The 16,453-nt window shown below is 69.7% G+C and carries 15 protein-coding genes and 1 pseudogene; 6 read left to right on the top strand and 10 right to left on the bottom strand.

Annotated elements, in window-relative coordinates; translation table 11 throughout:
- Window positions 1-184 precede the first annotated feature (184 nt).
- The 7 genes from JWN68_RS14525 to JWN68_RS14555 all read right to left on the bottom strand — a co-directional run bounded on the left by JWN68_RS14525 (window position 185) and on the right by JWN68_RS14555 (window position 8,339).
- Window positions 185-874 carry a CPBP family intramembrane glutamic endopeptidase gene (locus JWN68_RS14525; protein ID WP_297740138.1) on the bottom strand — a complete coding sequence of 230 codons (690 nt, stop codon included), beginning with the start codon at window positions 872-874 and terminating at the stop codon, window positions 185-187.
- Between the two features lie 117 nt (window positions 875-991).
- On the bottom strand, window positions 992-2,497 hold the full coding sequence (locus JWN68_RS14530) for a DEAD/DEAH box helicase (protein WP_297740140.1): 1,506 nt from the start codon (window positions 2,495-2,497) through the stop codon (window positions 992-994).
- A gap of 185 nt (window positions 2,498-2,682) precedes the next feature.
- Window positions 2,683-3,714: a LacI family DNA-binding transcriptional regulator gene (locus tag JWN68_RS14535; RefSeq protein ID WP_297740142.1), complete on the bottom strand. Its 1,032-nt coding sequence runs from the start codon at window positions 3,712-3,714 to the stop codon at window positions 2,683-2,685.
- Between the two features lie 10 nt (window positions 3,715-3,724).
- Complete coding sequence (locus JWN68_RS14540; RefSeq protein WP_297740144.1) at window positions 3,725-5,182, bottom strand: GH1 family beta-glucosidase; 1,458 nt, start codon at window positions 5,180-5,182, stop codon at window positions 3,725-3,727.
- On the bottom strand, window positions 5,179-5,997 hold the full coding sequence (locus JWN68_RS14545) for a carbohydrate ABC transporter permease (RefSeq protein WP_297740146.1): 819 nt from the start codon (window positions 5,995-5,997) through the stop codon (window positions 5,179-5,181). The genes JWN68_RS14540 and JWN68_RS14545 overlap by 4 nt, the downstream gene beginning before the upstream one ends.
- On the bottom strand, window positions 5,994-7,016 hold the full coding sequence (locus JWN68_RS14550; RefSeq protein WP_297740148.1) for a sugar ABC transporter permease: 1,023 nt from the start codon (window positions 7,014-7,016) through the stop codon (window positions 5,994-5,996). Before JWN68_RS14550 ends, JWN68_RS14545 begins: the two co-directional genes overlap by 4 nt.
- 9 nt (window positions 7,017-7,025) lie before the next feature.
- The gene (locus JWN68_RS14555; RefSeq protein WP_297740150.1) at window positions 7,026-8,339 is read right to left on the bottom strand and encodes an extracellular solute-binding protein; all 1,314 of its coding nucleotides are present in this window, start codon (window positions 8,337-8,339) and stop codon (window positions 7,026-7,028) included.
- 280 nt (window positions 8,340-8,619) lie between these two features.
- Between JWN68_RS14555 and ugpC the strand changes: the two genes are divergently transcribed.
- Window positions 8,620-9,738, top strand: coding sequence for a sn-glycerol-3-phosphate ABC transporter ATP-binding protein UgpC (ugpC, locus tag JWN68_RS14560; RefSeq protein WP_297740152.1), 1,119 nt, complete (start codon window positions 8,620-8,622; stop codon window positions 9,736-9,738).
- Window positions 9,739-9,786: 48 nt separating this feature from the next.
- Here the strand turns inward: ugpC and JWN68_RS14565 are convergent, their stop codons facing one another.
- The gene (locus tag JWN68_RS14565) at window positions 9,787-10,521 is read right to left on the bottom strand and encodes a glutamine amidotransferase (RefSeq protein WP_297740190.1); all 735 of its coding nucleotides are present in this window, start codon (window positions 10,519-10,521) and stop codon (window positions 9,787-9,789) included.
- An 82-nt stretch (window positions 10,522-10,603) separates the two neighbouring features.
- Between JWN68_RS14565 and JWN68_RS19390 the strand changes: the two genes are divergently transcribed.
- Entirely contained in the window at window positions 10,604-10,654 is a 51-nt protein-coding gene (locus tag JWN68_RS19390) for a phage DNA packaging protein J (RefSeq protein ID WP_366519816.1), read from the top strand.
- Here the strand turns inward: JWN68_RS19390 and JWN68_RS14570 are convergent.
- Window positions 10,644-11,672 (bottom strand): annotated as a pseudogene (locus tag JWN68_RS14570) (CaiB/BaiF CoA-transferase family protein); the annotation flags it as partial. The gene JWN68_RS19390 and the pseudogene JWN68_RS14570 sit on opposite strands and share 11 nt — an antisense overlap.
- Window positions 11,673-11,702: 30 nt before the next feature.
- On the bottom strand, window positions 11,703-12,203 hold the full coding sequence (locus tag JWN68_RS14575) for an Lrp/AsnC family transcriptional regulator (RefSeq protein ID WP_297740156.1): 501 nt from the start codon (window positions 12,201-12,203) through the stop codon (window positions 11,703-11,705).
- Window positions 12,204-12,341: 138 nt separating this feature from the next.
- Between JWN68_RS14575 and ald the strand changes: the two genes are divergently transcribed.
- The 4 genes from ald to JWN68_RS14595 are packed head-to-tail and all read left to right on the top strand — an operon-like array spanning window position 12,342 to window position 16,451.
- Window positions 12,342-13,484 carry an alanine dehydrogenase gene (gene ald / locus JWN68_RS14580; RefSeq protein WP_297740158.1) on the top strand — a complete coding sequence of 381 codons (1,143 nt, stop codon included), beginning with the start codon at window positions 12,342-12,344 and terminating at the stop codon, window positions 13,482-13,484.
- Window positions 13,481-13,831 carry a hypothetical protein gene (locus tag JWN68_RS14585; protein ID WP_297740160.1) on the top strand — a complete coding sequence of 117 codons (351 nt, stop codon included), beginning with the start codon at window positions 13,481-13,483 and terminating at the stop codon, window positions 13,829-13,831. Before ald ends, JWN68_RS14585 begins: the two co-directional genes overlap by 4 nt.
- Window positions 13,832-13,846: 15 nt before the next feature.
- Entirely contained in the window at window positions 13,847-14,755 is a 909-nt protein-coding gene (locus JWN68_RS14590) for a glutaminase (protein WP_297740162.1), read from the top strand.
- 40 nt (window positions 14,756-14,795) lie between these two features.
- Complete coding sequence (locus JWN68_RS14595) at window positions 14,796-16,451, top strand: SpoIIE family protein phosphatase (RefSeq protein WP_297740164.1); 1,656 nt, start codon at window positions 14,796-14,798, stop codon at window positions 16,449-16,451.
- Window positions 16,452-16,453: the final 2 nt, after the last annotated feature.

Consider the following 16,453-nt stretch of genomic DNA (forward strand, 5'->3'; position numbering starts at 1 on the left):
GCCCTCGCGACGACCAGACCGGCACGAATCTCGGCCCAAAATCGGCGCTCCACCTCATAAGGCAACGGTGGTTTGACCATCACAACTCCTCACATCAGAGGTGTTGCATCACTACCTAGAACCGAAGGACCCGAGAAGGTGGCTCACTCACTGCCGAGGAGGACCGGCCTCCGCAACGGACCTCTCAGCCGAAGAGCTGCGGCAACGCGAAGAGCATCGCGGTCGACCACGTCACGTGCGTCAGGATCGGGGCGAGGACCCCGCCGCTCGCACGCCGCTGGAGTCCGCACACGGTGCCCAGCAGGATTGCCGCGAAGGACAGCATCACGTTCCCGGTGGCCATCGTCGCCACGACGTACGCCACGGTCGTCCAGAGGACGGGGTGCTTCGGGATCGCCGCGTAGGCGGCGCCACGGAAGAACAGCTCCTCGGCGATGCCGTTGACCATGCTGACCAGCAGCAGCAGCGCCATCGAGCCCTGGTCGGCATATTCCAGGACTGATCGGACATAGACGGCCAGCGGCTCGATCTCGCGGACGACCAGGGCACCGAGGATGAAGACTGCCGAAAGTGCCAAGCCCAGCAGGATCGGTTGCAGGACAGGTCGACTCCCGCTGATCAGCCGGCCGAGGTGGAGCCGACCACTGGCGAACGCGCCGACCACCCAGACGGCGGGCAGAGCCAGCGTCGCGACGTAGAAGTCGGGATTGCCGGGGTCGATCCGCAACGAGTAACCCAGAACGGCAGCTCCGACGAGCACCACTGCCACAGTGACGACCTGGCGACGCCGCAGTCCGGCGCGGGTGTCACGTTGGTCCCTCGGGACGACGTTCCACAACGCGTCGTGCACTGTCTCCCGCACCCACCCGCGCATGTTGATCAGCCTAGGTGGGGGTGTGAGACGCGCGGACATCGGTCGGGTGACCTCGGGGCTCGCTCGGAGTGACCCGTGGTCGGACCAGATGTCCGCGCGCCAGTCGCGGGAGGTGGATCAGCGGGAGGAGAAGTTGGCCGCCGAGTGAGACCGGCCGCCGCTCTGCCCGCCCTGGGGGGCAGCTCCACGGCTACCGCCGCCACTGCGACGCGAGCGGGTGCCGGCAGAAGGCTGGCCGCCCTGGCCGCCCTGGCCGCCGCCGGAGCGGCGACGCTGGCCGCCCTGACCTCCGGTGGACGAGCCACCGGACGCCTGACCGGACGACTGGCCGCCGGTGGGGTTGCCCCGACGGGACTGACCGTTGGTCTGGCCGGTGCTGCGGGCGCGCTTGCGCTGGGCGTTGGCGCCGGAGGAGGAGCCACCGCCGGAGGCCGGGGCCTCGACGACGAGCCCGCCGGGCGTGCTGCGCGCACCGGGGGCGAGCTGGACGAGCATCGGGTGGTCGGTGCCGTGGACCTTGGTGGTCGTGGGCTTGATGCCGGCCAGTCGCGTCAGGTCGCGCACGTCGCGGACCTGCTCGTCGGTCATCAGCGTGATGACCGTGCCGGCGGCACCCGCTCGCGCCGTACGACCAGAGCGGTGCAGGTAGGCCTTGTGCTCGGTCGGTGGGTCGGCGTGGACCACGAGAGCCACGTCGTCGACATGGATGCCGCGGGCGGCGATGTCGGTCGCGACGAGGGTGGTGGCCTCGCCGGAGTGGAACATCGCCATGTTGCGGGTGCGGGCGTTCTGCGACAGGTTGCCGTGGAGGTCGACCGCCGGGATGCCCATCTTGTTGAGCTGGCGGGCCAGCGCCTTGGCGCCGTGCTTGGTGCGCGTGAAGACGACCGTGCGGCCCGGCGCGCTGGTGAGGTCCGCGAGGATCGGCACCCGCTGGTCGCGGCTCACGTGCAGGACGTGGTGGGCCATCGTGGAGATGGGCGACTGCGCGGAGTCGGCCTGGTGGGTGACCGGGTTGGTCAGGAAGCGCTTGACCAGGACGTCGATCGCCTTGTCCAGCGTCGCGGAGAACAGCAGGCGCTGACCCGTCTGCGGGGTCTTGTCCATGATCCGGCGCACACCGGGCAGGAAGCCGAGGTCGGCCATGTGGTCTGCCTCGTCGAGGATGGTGATCTCGACGGCCGACAGGTCGGCGTACTTCTGCTGCATGAGGTCCTCGAGGCGACCGGGGCAGGCGATGACGATGTCGACGCCCTTCTTGAGCGCGGTGGTCTGCGCGCCCTGGCCCACGCCGCCGTAGATGACGACGGTCGACAGACCGGCGGCCTTGGCGAGCGGGAGCAACTCGGCGTGGATCTGGCCAACGAGCTCGCGGGTCGGGGCGAGGATGACGGCGCGGGGCTTGCGCGGCATCGCCGGCAGCTTCGAGGCGTCGAGGCGCGCGACCAACGGCAGCAGGAAGGCGAAGGTCTTGCCGGAGCCGGTGCGGCCGCGTCCGAGGACGTCGCGGCCCGCGAGGCTGTCCGGAAGCGTGGCTGCCTGGATGGGAGTGGGGGAGGTGATGCCCTGCTTCTCGAGGATGTCGATGAGCATGGTGGGCACGCCGAAGTCGGCGAAAGTCATGGTGGATCTCTCTGTTGGCGTCTCGCCAACACATCGCGCAGAGCGCGGCGTGCCCTCGATGAGTTCGAGGTAAGCGGGCCCGCTTTCGAGTTCCCGCTGCGTCCCGGGGCAAGACCGGCCGGGGCGACTTCTCGCCAACCCTAGCGGGACGGGTGGTGAAGCTGTGAATCGTCGGTCGACGCGGCTCAGGCGCTGTCGCGACGGATCAGCGTCGGCGGGATGATCACGCGCATGGGGCGCCCGGCGCTGCGGCCGTCGATCTGCTCGAGCAGCAGCCGGGTGGCGCGCTCGGTCATCTCCTCGACGGGCTGCCGCACGGTCGTCAGTGCCGGGGTCGTGCGCTCGGCGACGCCCAGGTCGTCATAGCCCACCACCGCCACGTCGTCGGGCACTCGTCGACCCGACGCGGCGAGCACCTTGAGGGCACCGGAGGCCATCAGGTCCGAGGCGACGACCAGCCCGTCGAGGTCGGGGTGGGCTGCCATCAGCGCCTCGGCTGCGCGCTGGCCACCGTCCTCGGTGAAGTCGCCGTGCTCGAGTGCGTCGTCGCGCAGCCCGGCCGCGGACATGGCCTGCCGCCAGCCGGCCAGGCGGTCCTCGGCGGCGGTCATGTCGCTCGGACCGGCGATGGTGCCGATGCGCTGGCAGCCGCGGTCGATGAGCACCTGGGTGGCCTCGCGCTCACCGGCGGTGTTGTCGATGTCGACGTACGTCACCCGGTCACCCCCGGACCAGGGGCGGCCGCCGAAGACGCAGGGCAGGTCGAGCCGCATCAGCTGCTCCGCCAGCCCGTCGTCGCGGTGGTGCGAGACGACGATCGCGCCGTCGACGTGCCGGTTGGTGAGGTAGCGCAGGGTGCGTTCGCTCGAGGCGCCGGGTCGGGCGAGCAGGAGCACGAGCTGGATGTCGACCTCGCCGAGCACCCGGTTGACCCCGCGCAGCGTGCGCGCGAAGAAGGGGTCGGAGAACACCCGGTCGTCGGGCTCGGGGACGACCACCGCGATGGAGTCGGTCCGCCTGGTGACCAGGCTGCGGGCGGCCGGGTTGGGGACGTAGCCGAGCGAGCGGACCGCCGCGTCCACCGAGGACTGTGCGTGCGCACTGACGCGCTGGCCGCCGTTGATCGCGCGCGACGCGGTGGCGCGGGAGACACCTGCGACCCGGGCAACCTCGTCGAGGGTCGGCGACCCGCCCGGGCGCATCCCGTTGCTCGTCACTGCGGCGCCGTCACGAGGCCGGACCGCCCGGCCCGAGGCGACCGGTCCGGGCCACCTCGGCATAGAACAGGGCGCTGCTCTTGGGCGTGCGGACCTGGGTGTCGTAGTCGACGTGGACGATGCCGAAGCGCTTGCCGTAGCCGTAGGCCCACTCGTAGTTGTCGAGCAGCGACCACTGGAAGAAACCGCGCACGTCGACGCCTTGGGCGATGGCGGCGTGTACGGCGCGGAGGTGGTCCTCGACGTACGCGAGGCGCTCCGGGTCGTCGACCGTCCCGTCGGCCGCCACGGTGTCGGCATACGCGGCGCCGTTCTCCGTGACGTACATGACCGGGCCAGCATAGTCGTCGTGGAGGCGCTTGAGCAGGCGCGTCAGCCCCTCCGGCTGCACCTCCCAGTCCATGTCGGTCACGGGCAGCCCGCGCGAGGGGAAGGTGATGTCCTCGCAACCGACGTACGGCGTGCTGGTGGCGCGCTCCGCGTGGTTGCCGACGACGCCCGTCACTACGGCGCGCGGGTGTCCCGAGACGGCGTCGCCCTTGTAGTAGTTGACGCCCAGCACGTCGATCGGCGTGCTGATGGTTGCCAGGTCGCCGTGACGCACGACGTCACGCCACGGGCGTCCCTGCCACGACAGGTCGGCCGTGTCCTGGAGCAGGTCGGCCGGATAGGTCCCGCGCAGGATCGGGTCGAGGAAGACCCGGTTGTGGAGGGCATCGATGCGGCGCGCGGCGTCGACGTCCAGCTCGTCAGACGGGTCGTGCGGGTCGGCGACGGTGAGGTTCAAGGTGATGCCCAGGTCGGCGGTCACGCTGCGTCGGCGCAGCTCCTCGACGACGAGCCCGTGGCCCAGCATCAGGTGGTGCGCCGCGACCAGGCCGGCCGCGCCCTCCTGGCGACCGGGGGCGTGCTGGCCGCCGGTGTAGCCGAGGAAGGCGCTGCACCACGGCTCGTTGAGGGTGGTCCAGGTCGGGGCGCGGTCCCCGATCGCGTCGTGGACCGCCAAGGCGTACTCCGCGAAGCGGAAGGCCGTGTCGCGGTTGGTCCAGCCACCGGCGTCCTCGAGGGCCTGCGGGAGGTCCCAATGGTAGAGCGTCACCCAAGGGCGGATCCCCGCGCCGAGCAGCTCGTCGACCAGGCGGAGGTAGAAGTCGAGACCCGCCTGGTTGACCGGCCCGACGTCGGGCTTCACCCGCGGCCAGGCGACCGAGAACCGGTAGGCGTTGAGGTTGAGGTCGCGCATCAGCGCGACGTCCTGCGGCATCCGGTGGTAGTGGTCGCACGCGACGTCGCCGGTGTCGCCGTTGACGACGGCACCGGGCAGCCGGGCGAAGGTGTCCCAGATGGACGGCGTACGCCCGTCCTCGGCCGTGGCGCCCTCGATCTGGAAGGCCGCCGTGGCGGCACCCCACAGGAACTCGGGCGGAAAGCTCAGGTCGTGGACGGATCGGGTCTGGACGTCGGTCATCCCTTGACAGCTCCTTGCATGATGCCCGCCACGAGTTGGCGACCGGTGAGGACGAACAGGATCAGGAGCGGGACCGTGGAGACGGCCGCACCGGCGAGCACGAGGCTGTAGTCGACGTAGTAGCCGCTCTGCAGCTGTTGGAGCGCGATCTGGACGGTGGGGTTGCTGGCAGGCAGCACGATCAGCGGCCAGAAGAAGTCGGTCCACGTCGCCATGAAGGTGAACAGCCACAGGATCGCGGCGGCGGGACGAGCGGCCGGGACCGCGACGTTGCAGAACGTACGGATCATCGAGCACCCGTCCACCCGCGCCGCCTCGATCAGCTCGTCGGGCACCGCGTCGAGGAGATACTGGCGCATGAAGAAGACGCCGAAGGCGGTCACCATCCCGGGCACGATCAGGGCCCACATCGAGCCGACCCAACCCAGCTTGGCCATCACGATGAAGAGCGGGATCACGCCGAGCTGGGTCGGCACTGCCAGGGTGGCGACGACGAAGACCAGCAAGGGCGTACGCCCGCGGAAGGCGAGCTTGGCGAAGGCGAAGCCGGCGAGGGTGGAGAAAAAGACGACGGACGTGGCCACCGTGGTCGAGACCAGGAGGCTGTTGCCCAGGGCCTTCCAGAACGGCACGGCATCGAAGGCCCGCTGGGCGTTGTCGAAGAAGTGCCCGCCCGGCAGCAAGGGCGGCACCCGCTTGGTCAGCACGTTGCGACTGTGCGACCCGACGAGGAACGACCAGTAGAGCGGCGCGCACGAGCCGAGCACGAAGGCGACGAGCAGGCCGTAGACGAGGAATCCGGGTCGGCGGTTCATCGACGCGCCCCCAACGCTCCGACGCGGCGGCTCACCGCGAGGTTGACCAGGGCGAAGACGATGATGATCAGGAAGAGCAGCCAGGCGACGGCCGAGGCCATGCCCAGGTCCCGCACGCGCCAGCCGAGCTCCCACAGATACATGGTCAGCGTCTGGTACTGCCGGTCCGATCCGCCGAGCCCCTGGGTGTCGAAGAGCCGGGGCTCGGCGAAGATCTGGAGCCCGCCGATCGTGGAGGTGATCACGACGAACAGCAGGGTGGGCCGGATCAGCGGCAGCGTCACGGACAAGAACTGCCGGACCTTCCCGGCGCCGTCGATGGCCGCCGACTCGTAGAGCTCGCGCGGCACGGCCTGCATCGCGGCCAGGAAGATGAGGGCGTTGTAGCCCGTCCAGCGCCAGTTCACCATCGAGGCGATCGCCACGTGGCTGGCCAGGGTGTTGACGTGCCACCTGATCGGCTCGAGCCCGATGCCCTGCAGCATCTCGTTCACCAGGCCGTAGCGGTCACCGAAGACGTTGCCGAAGATCAGCGCGACCGCGGCGGGGGCGACGACGAAGGGGATCAGCACGCTCATCCGCCACAGGGTGCGAGCCCGCAGCTGCGTGTCCAGCAGCGCCGCCAGCACCAGGGCGATGAGGATCTGCGGCACCGAGGACAGCACGAAGATACTGATGGTGTTGCGCAGGGCGTTCCAGAAGTAGCGGTCCTCGACTACTCGCGCGTAGTTGTCCAGGCCGACGAAGTCGCCCTTCCCGCCGAGCAGTCCCCACTCGTGGACCGACACGTAGCCGGTGTAGAGGAGGGGAAACATGCCCACCAGGGCGAAGACCACGAAGAACGGCGAGACATAGAGGTACGGCGAGAGCCGGGTGTCCCACCGGGAGACCCGCCGTCTCCAGGCCGGCGAGCGCGGAGGGGACCCTTCGGCGTCCCGCTCCCCCGCCGGGGTGGCGGTGGCCCCTGAGGGCTCACCGCCATCCCCGAGGGGTGTCACTGCTGAGGTGTCGAGCGTCATCGCGACTGGTCAGCCCAGCCGCTCCACGTCGGCGAGGAAGGACTGCCAAGCCTCGTCCGCCGACTCCTTGCCCTCGTCGACCCGCTGGATCGCCTGCTGGAACGCGGTGTTGATGTCGGCGTACTTGGGACCCTTGTGCGGGATGAACGCGATCGCCTCGGCCCGCTCGGCGAGGATCTCGCCGGTGGGGGCGTCGTTGAAGAACGCATTGGTGCTCTCCAGCAGCACCGGGTCCTCGAGCGCGTCGTTCTGGCTCGGGAAGGTGCCCTTCGCCTCGAACGCCTTGATCTGCTGCTCCGGCGCGGTCAGCCACTTCGCGAGCTCCATGGCCTCCTCCTGGTGCTCTCCCTGCTTGGGCACCGTGAGGTAGGAGCCGCCCCACAGGCCGGCGCCTCCGGGGAAGGCGTTGGCGATGTCCCAGCCCTCGACCCCTTCGGCGTTGCCCTCGATGACGCCCAGCATCCAGCCGGGGCAGGCCATGGTGGCGAACCCGTCGTTCTGGAACGAGGCGGTCCAGTCCTCGCTCCACTGGACGAGGTTGGTGGAGAGGCCCTCCTCGGCCAGCGAGGTGACCGTGTCGAAGACCGCCTTGACCTCCGGGTTGTCGGCGGCGATGACGTTGTTGTCCTCGTCCTCGAACGAGTACTCCGTCTGGTTGATCATCGCCTGCGCCGTGGCGCCCGAGGCGTCGTACCACGCAGCGTCGGACTTCTTGACGAAGTCGCGACCGGCGTCGAAGTAGGTGTCCCAGGTGGTGAACATCTTGGCCACCTCCTCGCGATCGGTGGGCAGACCGGCCCGCTTGAAGAGGTCGGACCGGTAGCAGATGCCCTCGGGACCGATGTCCGTGCCGTAGCCGATGAGCGCGCCGTCCTCGGTGGTGGCGGCCTCGGCCTTCCAGTCCAGCCAGCGTCCCTCGACCTCGGAGTCGCTGAGGTCGACGAAGGCGTCCGACTCCTCCATCAGCGCAGCGAGCCAGTCGACCTCGATCGCTTCGATGTCGGAGAGCCCGGACCCTGCGGCCAGCTTCGTGTAGAGATTGTCCTGGTGCTCGTTGGCAGTACCCGCCTTCTTCTGCTCGACGACCACCTCATCCTGCATCGCGTTGTACTCCTCGATGAGGCCCTCGTAGCCGAACTCGTTGAAGGTCGCGACGGTCAGCTTGATCTTGCCGTCCGCGCTCTCGTCGCCCGAGTCGTCGCCACCGCACGCGGCGAACAAACCCGGGAGAAGGACGCCGACGGCGCCGATGGCCGCTCCTCGGCGCAGACGCCCGGCCTGGGGTCGGGACTGGCCGAGTAGTCCGATGGTGGTGTTCTGCACGTCGCTTGCTCCTGATCTGAGTCAGGCCCCTGGCTCGAGCCTGGAGGGAGAGCCGTGGGAAGTTGTGAGAGCGCTTCCACGGAGATGCCGCCTAGAAGGTGACACAGGTCACAGCGAAGTGTCAAGGCTTTCGTCGTCACGGCTTGTCGCCCGAGGGGCGTTCTGTGGAAGCGCTTTCATAAATGGTGGACGCACACCGTCTCTCCACCGTAGGGTGCGGGCTTCCCACTCACTACGGATCGTCCGGCACGTTCCTGCCGGTTGGAGGGATTGACCCGTCATGGCTTCAGTTCGATTTGTCAACGCGCAACGCATCTACCCGGGGGCCACGACCCCCGCTGTGTCCGACCTGAACCTCGAGATCGAGGACGGCGAGTTCATGGTCCTCGTCGGCCCGTCGGGGTGCGGCAAGTCCACGTCCCTGCGCATGCTGGCAGGCCTCGAGGAGTGCACCGGGGGCTCGATCATGATCGGCGACCGTGACGTCACCGACGACGTGCCCAAGGATCGCGACATCGCGATGGTCTTCCAGAACTACGCGCTCTACCCGCACATGACCGTCGCGGAGAACATGGGTTTCGCGCTCAAGGTCGCCAAGGTAGGCAAGGACGAGCGGGACCGTCGGGTCCGCGAGGCCGCCAAGCTGCTCGACCTGGAGGAATACCTCGACCGCAAGCCCAAGGCTCTCTCGGGCGGCCAGCGCCAGCGCGTCGCGATGGGCCGCGCCATCGTGCGTCAGCCGGCGGTGTTCCTGATGGACGAGCCGCTGTCCAACCTCGACGCCAAGCTCCGCGTCTCGACCCGCACCCAGATCGCGGCCCTTCAGCAGCGGCTGGGGACCACCACCGTCTACGTCACCCACGACCAGGTCGAGGCCATGACGATGGGCGACCGGGTCGCGGTCATGAAGGACGGCCACCTCCAGCAGGTCGACACGCCGCTGGCGCTCTACGACCGCCCCGCCAATCTCTTCGTCGCCGGCTTCATCGGCTCACCGGCGATGAACCTGCTGCCAGCGAATGTCCGCGACGGCAAGGCCTGGATCGGCGACCACGCGGTGCCGCTCGAGCGCGACGTCGCCTCGCGCGCCGGCAGCGAGGTCACCCTCGGCGTGCGCCCCCACGCGTGGCACATCGGCTCCGCCGACTCCGCCGGCTTCGCCGTCACCGTGACCGTCGTCGAGGAGCTCGGCGCCGACGCCTTCCTCTACGCCACGCCGGACGACCCGTCACTCGCCGAGGTCGCCACCCAGGCCGTGGTGCGCCTGGAGGGCCGGCGCCAGCTGCAGAAGGGCGAGAAGGTCCGCCTGGAGATCGACCCCGCTGCCCTGCACGTCTTCGACACCGCTTCCGGTGAGCGGCTGACGGCCGGCACCCCGCAGGTGTCCAACGTCGGCTGACGCTCAGGTCGGGGCCGCACGTGTCGCGTGCGGCCCCGGTCTGCGTCGTCAGGTGCGCGCGTAGAGCTCGACGAAGCGCGCCAGCAGGCGGACGGGCTCGATGACCATCGCCTCCCGCGCCGTGGCCTTCAACGGCTCCAGCTCGTGCGGCTCGTAGTAGCCGTGGGCGCTGTACGCGTCGAGCCGGTCGCACAGGGCCGCTGCGTCGAGCTCCGGGTGGAACTGCGTGGCATAGACGTTGCGGCCGAGCCGGAACGCATGGACCGGGCAGGTGTCGGTCGAGGCCAGCAGCACGCCACCTTCCGGCAGGCGGGACACCGCCTCCTTGTGACCGAGGAACGCGCTGAACACCTCCGGCAGTCGGCCGAAGAGCGGGTCCTCGAGTCCCTCGGGGGTCAGCCGGACCGGGAGGGCACCGACCGGTTCGCCGTACGTCCGGTCGACGACACCACCGGCACGGCTGCCGAGCACCCCGATGCCGTAGCAGGCGCCGAGGAAGGGGTGGTCGGTCGCCACCACTCTCTCGGCGAGGTCGTGGAGCTCGGCCTCGACCCGGTGCTGGACCAGTGACTTCTCCTCGTCGGGGTCGGACCTGTTGAAGGGACCACCGCCCAGGATGATCCCTGACCAGTCGTCGAGGTCGATCGCGCCGAGAGGGCCGGCCTCGAGCCGGACGCGGACCAGCTCGTCGGGCCGTAGCCCGGTGCCGGCAAGCACGGCGTCGTACTCCTGCTGGGCGACCTCGTCCTCCGCGCGGGTGCCGAGGAAGAGGAAGGGACGCATCGTCACGCTTGGACCGCCGCGCCGGAGTCGATCAGGGCGTCGACGTCGTCGATGCCCCAGACGGTGAGCGCTTCGCGGGTCTGTGCGCCCGGGCCGCCCGGCGCCACTCCGAGGGTGCTCGGGGTGCGGCTGAAGCGGGGCGCAGGGGCGGGCTGGACGATGCCTTCCTGCTCGACGAACGTGCCGCGGGCTGCGAGGTGCGGATGCGTCGGGGCCTGCGTCAGCGAGACGACAGCGGTCACGCACGCGTCGGTCCCGTCGAAGACTGCCGACCACTCCGCCTGCGTCTTCTCCTTGAAGCGTGCGCTGAGGGCAGCCCGGATGGCGGGGAAGCTGGCGGGGTCGTCGCGGTCGGGGAGGTCGAGTCCCAGTCGGCGTACGAGCTCGGCATAGAACTGTGGCTCCAGGGCCGCGACGCTCATGTGCCCACCGTCGGCCGTCTCGTAGAGCGCGTAGAAGGGGGCGCCGCCGTCGAGGAGTCCCGCCGCGCGCCGGTCCGACGCCAGACCGAGCGCCGCGAAGGTGGACGAGATCGCGTTGAGGTGGGCGGTGCCGTCGACGATCGCAGCATCGACCACCTGTCCCTGCCCGCTCAGCCGGGCCTCGAGCAGCGCGGCGAGCACGCCGATGACGAGATAGGTCGACCCGCCGCCGAAGTCACCGAGGAGGTTGCCCGGGAAGTGCGGTCGGGCCGGATCCTGCCCGAGCCCGTGCAGGGCGCCGGTGATGGCGATGTAGTTCATGTCGTGCCCGGCAGCCTGGCTCCACGGGCCGTCCTGGCCCCAGCCGGTCATCCGGCCGTAGACCAGGCCTGCGTTGCGGTCGTGGCACTCGGCCGGTCCCAGCCCCAGGCGTTCGGCCGCGCCGGGCCGCATGCCCTCGATCAGGACGTCGGCCCGGCCGACGAGGTCGAGCACCGCCGCGACGGCCGCTGGCTGCTTGAGGTCCATCGCCACGCTCGGTCGTCCGCGGGTCAGCACGTCGTGGGTGCCGCTGTCGAAGGGCTGACCCCCCGGTCGGTCGATGCGGATCACGTCGGCCCCGAGGTCGGCCAGGATCATGCAGGCGTGGGGCCCCGGACCGATGCCGGCGATCTCGACGACCTTCACGCCCCGCAGCGGCCCTGTCCCCCGCCCGAGTTCGTAGCTCATGCGCCGATCATCACACCCCGGTGGCTCGGCTCAGGCCTCGTGCCGGCGCCCGGGCACGATGTGCTGGAAGATCAGGTTGGTCTCGGTGCCGGCGACCTCGGGCCGCTCGCTCAGGTTGCCCACGACGAAGTCCCTCAGGTCGTTGCTGTCCCGCACCGCGACATGCACCCCGAAGTCGTTGGCCCCCGCCAGGACGAAGACGTTGAGGACACCCGGCAAGTCCGCCAGGTGGTTCGCGAACGTCCGGATCTTCGAGCGGGCGCTCCGGTGGAGTCGCACGAAGACGACGGCCTGGAGCGGACGGCCCACGGCCCCGGGATCGATGTCGGCCCGGAAGCCGCGGATCACTCCCTGCTCGCGGAGGTGCCGGATGCGGTTCAGGCACGTGGAGGGCGCGATCCCCACCTCCTCGGCGAGCGCGCTGTTGGACATCCGACCGTCTCGCGCGAGCAGGCGCAGGATCGCCAGATCGGTCTCGTCGAGGGGGCGCGCCCCGGACCCGGCCTCCGGGGTGCGGCGAACTTCCTTCATCCGGGGTCCTCATTTGCGCGGGTCATCTGAATTTTCACGAGCATCTCGGGCAGGCGCCCGAATATCCGACTGTTGGGGTGGTGCGATGTCTATCACATATGCATCCTTGGGGCTCACAGCAACCGTTCGAGGAGAGCAATGAAGGTCGGCGTCCCCCAGGAAGTCAAGAACCACGAGTACCGCGTGGCCATCACTCCGTCGGGAGTGCACGAGCTCGTCGCGCACGGTCACGAGGTGCTGATCCAGACCGGCGCCGGCGTCGGGTCGTCGATCAGCGACGAGGCCTACCAGGCGGCCGGCGCGACCGTGGTCGACAGCGCCGACGACGTCTGGGGTACGGCGGACCTGTTGCTCAAGGTGAAGGAACCGATCGCCGAGGAGTACCACCAGCTGCGCGAGGGGTTGACGCTCTTCACCTACCTCCACCTCGCCGCCGACAAGGCGCTGACGCAAGAGCTGCTCGCGCGCAAGGTCACCGCGATCGCCTACGAGACCGTCCAGCTCCCCTCGGGTGGACTGCCCCTTCTCTACCCGATGTCCGAGGTCGCCGGCTGCCTGGCGCCCCAGGTCGGTGCCCACTTGCTGATGAAGGCCAACGGCGGCCGCGGCGTGCTCATGGGCGGGGTCGGCGGCGTGGACAGCGCCAAGGTCGTCATCATCGGGGCCGGCGTCTCCGGTCAGAACGCCGCCAACATCGCGCTGGGCATGGGCGCCGACGTCACCTTGCTCGACACCGACCTGGACAAGCTCCGCATGACCTTCTGGCGCTACGACAACCGCGTGCACGGACTGGCGTCCTCCAAGCTCGCGATCGAGCAGCAGGTGATGGGGGCCGACATGGTCATCGGCGCCGTGCTGGTTCCCGGTGCCGCAGCACCCAAGCTCGTGACCAACGACCTCGTCTCGCGGATGAAGCCCGGCTCCGTGCTAGTCGACATCGCGGTGGACCAGGGCGGCTGTTTCGAGGACACCCACGCCACGACCCACGCAGACCCGACGTACATCGTGCACGACTCGACCTTCTACTGCGTCGCCAACATGCCCGGCGCGGTCCCGAACACCTCGACGTACGCCCTGACCAACGCGACCATGCCGTACGCCGTCGCGCTGGCCAACAAGGGCTGGGCCCCGGCCTGCCGCGACGACCGCAGCCTCGCGCTCGGGCTGAACACCCACGCCGGCCTGCTGACCAACGGGCCCGTCGGCGAGGCCGTCGGCATCGAGACCGTGGACCTGGTCGACGTCCTCGACGGGGTCCTGGACGGGGTCCCCGCCGCATGAGCGCCCAGGGCCGCTGCGCTGTCGACAACAGCGCTGCGGCTGCTGCCGCGTACGCGGCTGCCAGCATCGCCGATGCGGTGCCCTGTGGCGGCGACCTGCACCACTGGGCGCGGATGGAGCAGGAGTTCGAGGCCGCCGACCCGGTCCCGCAGTGGCAGGCACTCGACACCATCCGGGTGATCTGCGGCCCGCGCCCCGCACTCCAGGCGTGCGGAGCGTGGGCGGAGGAGGACAAGTACACCGGGTTCGCCGCCGGCAGCTGGTTCTACTCCGGGTCCCGGCATTGGGCCCGTCGGCCAAGCGTCAGGTCGCGCAACGACGTCCGCGAGCCGGCAGTCACGACGTAGACCACAATGAACGCCATGATGGACGAGGTGCTCAGGGACGTCCACGCTGTCGCGACGGAGTCGCTGGGCCAAGGATCGGTGGCGGACTACATCCCGAGCCTCGCTGAAGTCGATCCAGGTCAGTTCGGCATGGCGGTCGCGATCAACGACGGCAGCGTGCACGTGGTCGGAGACGCTGACGTCTCGTTCTCCGTCCAGAGCATCTCCAAGGTGTTCAGCCTGGCCCTGGTGATGGCCGAGGACAACGAGCACATCTGGACGCGGGTCTCCCGCGAACCCTCGGGCAACCCCTTCAACTCGCTGCTCCAACTGGACCAAGAGGCGGGCAAGCCCCGCAACCCGTTCATCAACGCCGGCGCCCTGGTGGTCACCGACCAGCTCCATGCGCAGACGGGCAGCGCGACCTCGGCAATGCGCGAGCTCATCCGGAACGGCAGCGGCAACCCCGACATCGACGGTGACCCGGCCGTGGCCCGGTCGGAGCGGACCCACGGCAACCGCATCGCTGCGATGGCGCACCTGCTGGCGAGCTACGACAACCTCGAGTGCCCCGTCGAGACGGTGCTCGACGAGTACTTCTGGCAGTGCTCCCTGTCGATGACGTGTCGCGAGATCGCGCTGAGTGCGAGCTTTCTGTCGCGCAACGGCGTCCACGCGGACGGGACCCGGTTGCTCACTGCCAGCGAGACGAAGCGGGTCAACGCGATCATGCTGACCTGCGGCACGTACGACGCCGCCGGCGAGTTCGCCTACCGCGTCGGCCTCCCCGGGAAGAGTGGAGTGGGCGGCGGCATCCTGGCCGTGATCCCGGGTCGGTGCACGATCTGCGTCTGGAGTCCGGCGCTCGGCACCTCGGGTAACTCGGTCGCGGGCGTCGCCGCCCTCGACCGGTTCACCACCCTCACGGGTTGGTCGGTGTTCTAGTTCGGTCCCTGCACCGCGCGAGGCGCATACTGTTCGTCCCGTGAGTGATGGTCCAACCACCGACTGGTCGGCAGCAGGGTCGCTGCAGGCCGCGTTCGACGCGGTGGACTGGGCTGCGGGTCCGCTCGGCGCCGTCGACACGTGGAGCCCGTCCTTGCGGGCCGCCGTCGACACGTTGCTGCACACCCGCTTCCCCATCACCCTCTTCTGGGGACCGGACCTCGTGCTCGTCTACAACGAGGCCTACACCGACCTCATCGGGGACAAGCACCCCGCCGCCCTCGGGCGCCGCGCCCCAGATGTCTTCCCGGAGGCCTGGCACGTCATCGGGCCCATGGCGGACCAGGTCATGAGCGGCGGAGGACCCACCTGGGTGGCAGGTACGCTCGTGCCGCTCGAGCGCAGGGGATTCCTCGAGGACTGCTACTTCACCTTCTCCTACTCGCCGGTGCACGGCGGCCACGGTCAGATCGAGGGGGTGCTGGACATCGCCGTGGAGATCACCGGACAGGTGATCGCCACCCGCCGGCACGAGCTCCTCGCCCAGCTCGGCGACCGGCTCGCGACGGTGCAGGACGTCGCCGAGCTCGCCGACCAAGTGTGCACCGTCCTCGCCGCCGACCGGGACGACCTGCCGGTCGTGAACCTCTATCTTCCGGGCGTTGCTCGGGCCACCACGAGTCCCGGCGACTGGCTGTCCGCGGCTCCGCCGTACCCGCTCCAGGGTCTGCCCCTGGTCACCGAGGAAGGGGACGACGGCATCACCGCGTGGCTTCCCCTGCCGCTGCCCTTCCGGAGACCGGACGCGGACAACGCGGACGAGTCGATGCTGGTGGTGCGGTGCAGCAGAAGGTTGGAGTTCAACGACGGATACCGGTCGTTCCTGCGCCTGGTCGCCGGGGCCGTCGGACAGGCGGTCGACCGGCTGACCACTCTCGCTGCAGAACGCTTGCTGCACGAGCAGGAGCATGACTTCTCCGAGGCGCTGCAGCGCAGCCTGCTGACGACTCCGATCCAGCAGGAACGCCTCCAGGTGGCGGTCCGCTACGAGCCGGCCACCGACGCTGCTCAGATCGGCGGGGACTGGCACGACTCGTTCGTGCTCCCCGACGGGGCCCTCGCCCTCACGATCGGTGACGTGGCCGGCCACGACCGGGACGCGGCCGCGGCCATGGCCCAGGTGCGCAACATGCTGAGAGGTGTCGCCTACACGATGGCCGAGCCTCCGGCTGCCGTCATGAGTGCGCTCGATCGGGCGGTGATCGGGCTCGATGTGGCGGGTCTCGCCACCGCGATCCTGGGGCGGGTCGAGCACGCGAGCGGGCCGGGACGCGCCGACCTCTACCACCTTCGATGGACCAACGCGGGCCATCCACCCCCGGTGCTCCTCGAACCGGACGGCCGCGTGGTCCTGCTGTCCGGGTACGACCTCCTCCTCGGAGTGCACGCCGAGACCGACCGCCACAACCACGCCGCGCTGCTGCAGCCCGGCGCGACGGTGGTCCTGTACACCGACGGACTCATCGAGCGACGGGGCTCCGACCTCGACCAGGGACTCGACTGGCTCACGTCCACCTTGGCCGGGTTGGCGGGTGAGGACCCCGAGCGCATCGCGGACGCACTGCTCCAGCACCAGCTTCCCGACCCGACGGACGACATCGCGATCCTGGTCCTGCGGGTGCACCCGCAGACCTGACC

Origin of the sequence: Nocardioides sp., assembly GCF_025964975.1 — a bacterium.
Classification (GTDB): Bacteria; Actinomycetota; Actinomycetes; order Propionibacteriales; family Nocardioidaceae; genus Nocardioides.

Excerpts from the sequence above, each read along its gene's own strand:
- JWN68_RS14530 (WP_297740140.1), bottom strand. The coding sequence starts at position 2,497 with ATGACTTTCGCCGACTTCGGCGTGCCCACCATGCTCATCGACATCCTC.
- JWN68_RS14565 (WP_297740190.1), bottom strand. The coding sequence starts at position 10,521 with ATGCGTCCCTTCCTCTTCCTCGGCACCCGCGCGGAGGACGAGGTCGCC.
- JWN68_RS14545 (WP_297740146.1), bottom strand. The coding sequence starts at position 5,997 with ATGAACCGCCGACCCGGATTCCTCGTCTACGGCCTGCTCGTCGCCTTC.
- ugpC (WP_297740152.1), top strand. The coding sequence starts at position 8,620 with ATGGCTTCAGTTCGATTTGTCAACGCGCAACGCATCTACCCGGGGGCC.
- JWN68_RS14575 (WP_297740156.1), bottom strand. The coding sequence starts at position 12,203 with ATGAAGGAAGTTCGCCGCACCCCGGAGGCCGGGTCCGGGGCGCGCCCC.
- JWN68_RS14590 (WP_297740162.1), top strand. The coding sequence starts at position 13,847 with ATGATGGACGAGGTGCTCAGGGACGTCCACGCTGTCGCGACGGAGTCG.
- ald (WP_297740158.1), top strand. The coding sequence starts at position 12,342 with ATGAAGGTCGGCGTCCCCCAGGAAGTCAAGAACCACGAGTACCGCGTG.
- JWN68_RS14550 (WP_297740148.1), bottom strand. The coding sequence starts at position 7,016 with ATGACGCTCGACACCTCAGCAGTGACACCCCTCGGGGATGGCGGTGAG.
- JWN68_RS14540 (WP_297740144.1), bottom strand. The coding sequence starts at position 5,182 with ATGACCGACGTCCAGACCCGATCCGTCCACGACCTGAGCTTTCCGCCC.
- JWN68_RS14525 (WP_297740138.1), bottom strand. The coding sequence starts at position 874 with ATGCGCGGGTGGGTGCGGGAGACAGTGCACGACGCGTTGTGGAACGTC.
- JWN68_RS14585 (WP_297740160.1), top strand. The coding sequence starts at position 13,481 with ATGAGCGCCCAGGGCCGCTGCGCTGTCGACAACAGCGCTGCGGCTGCT.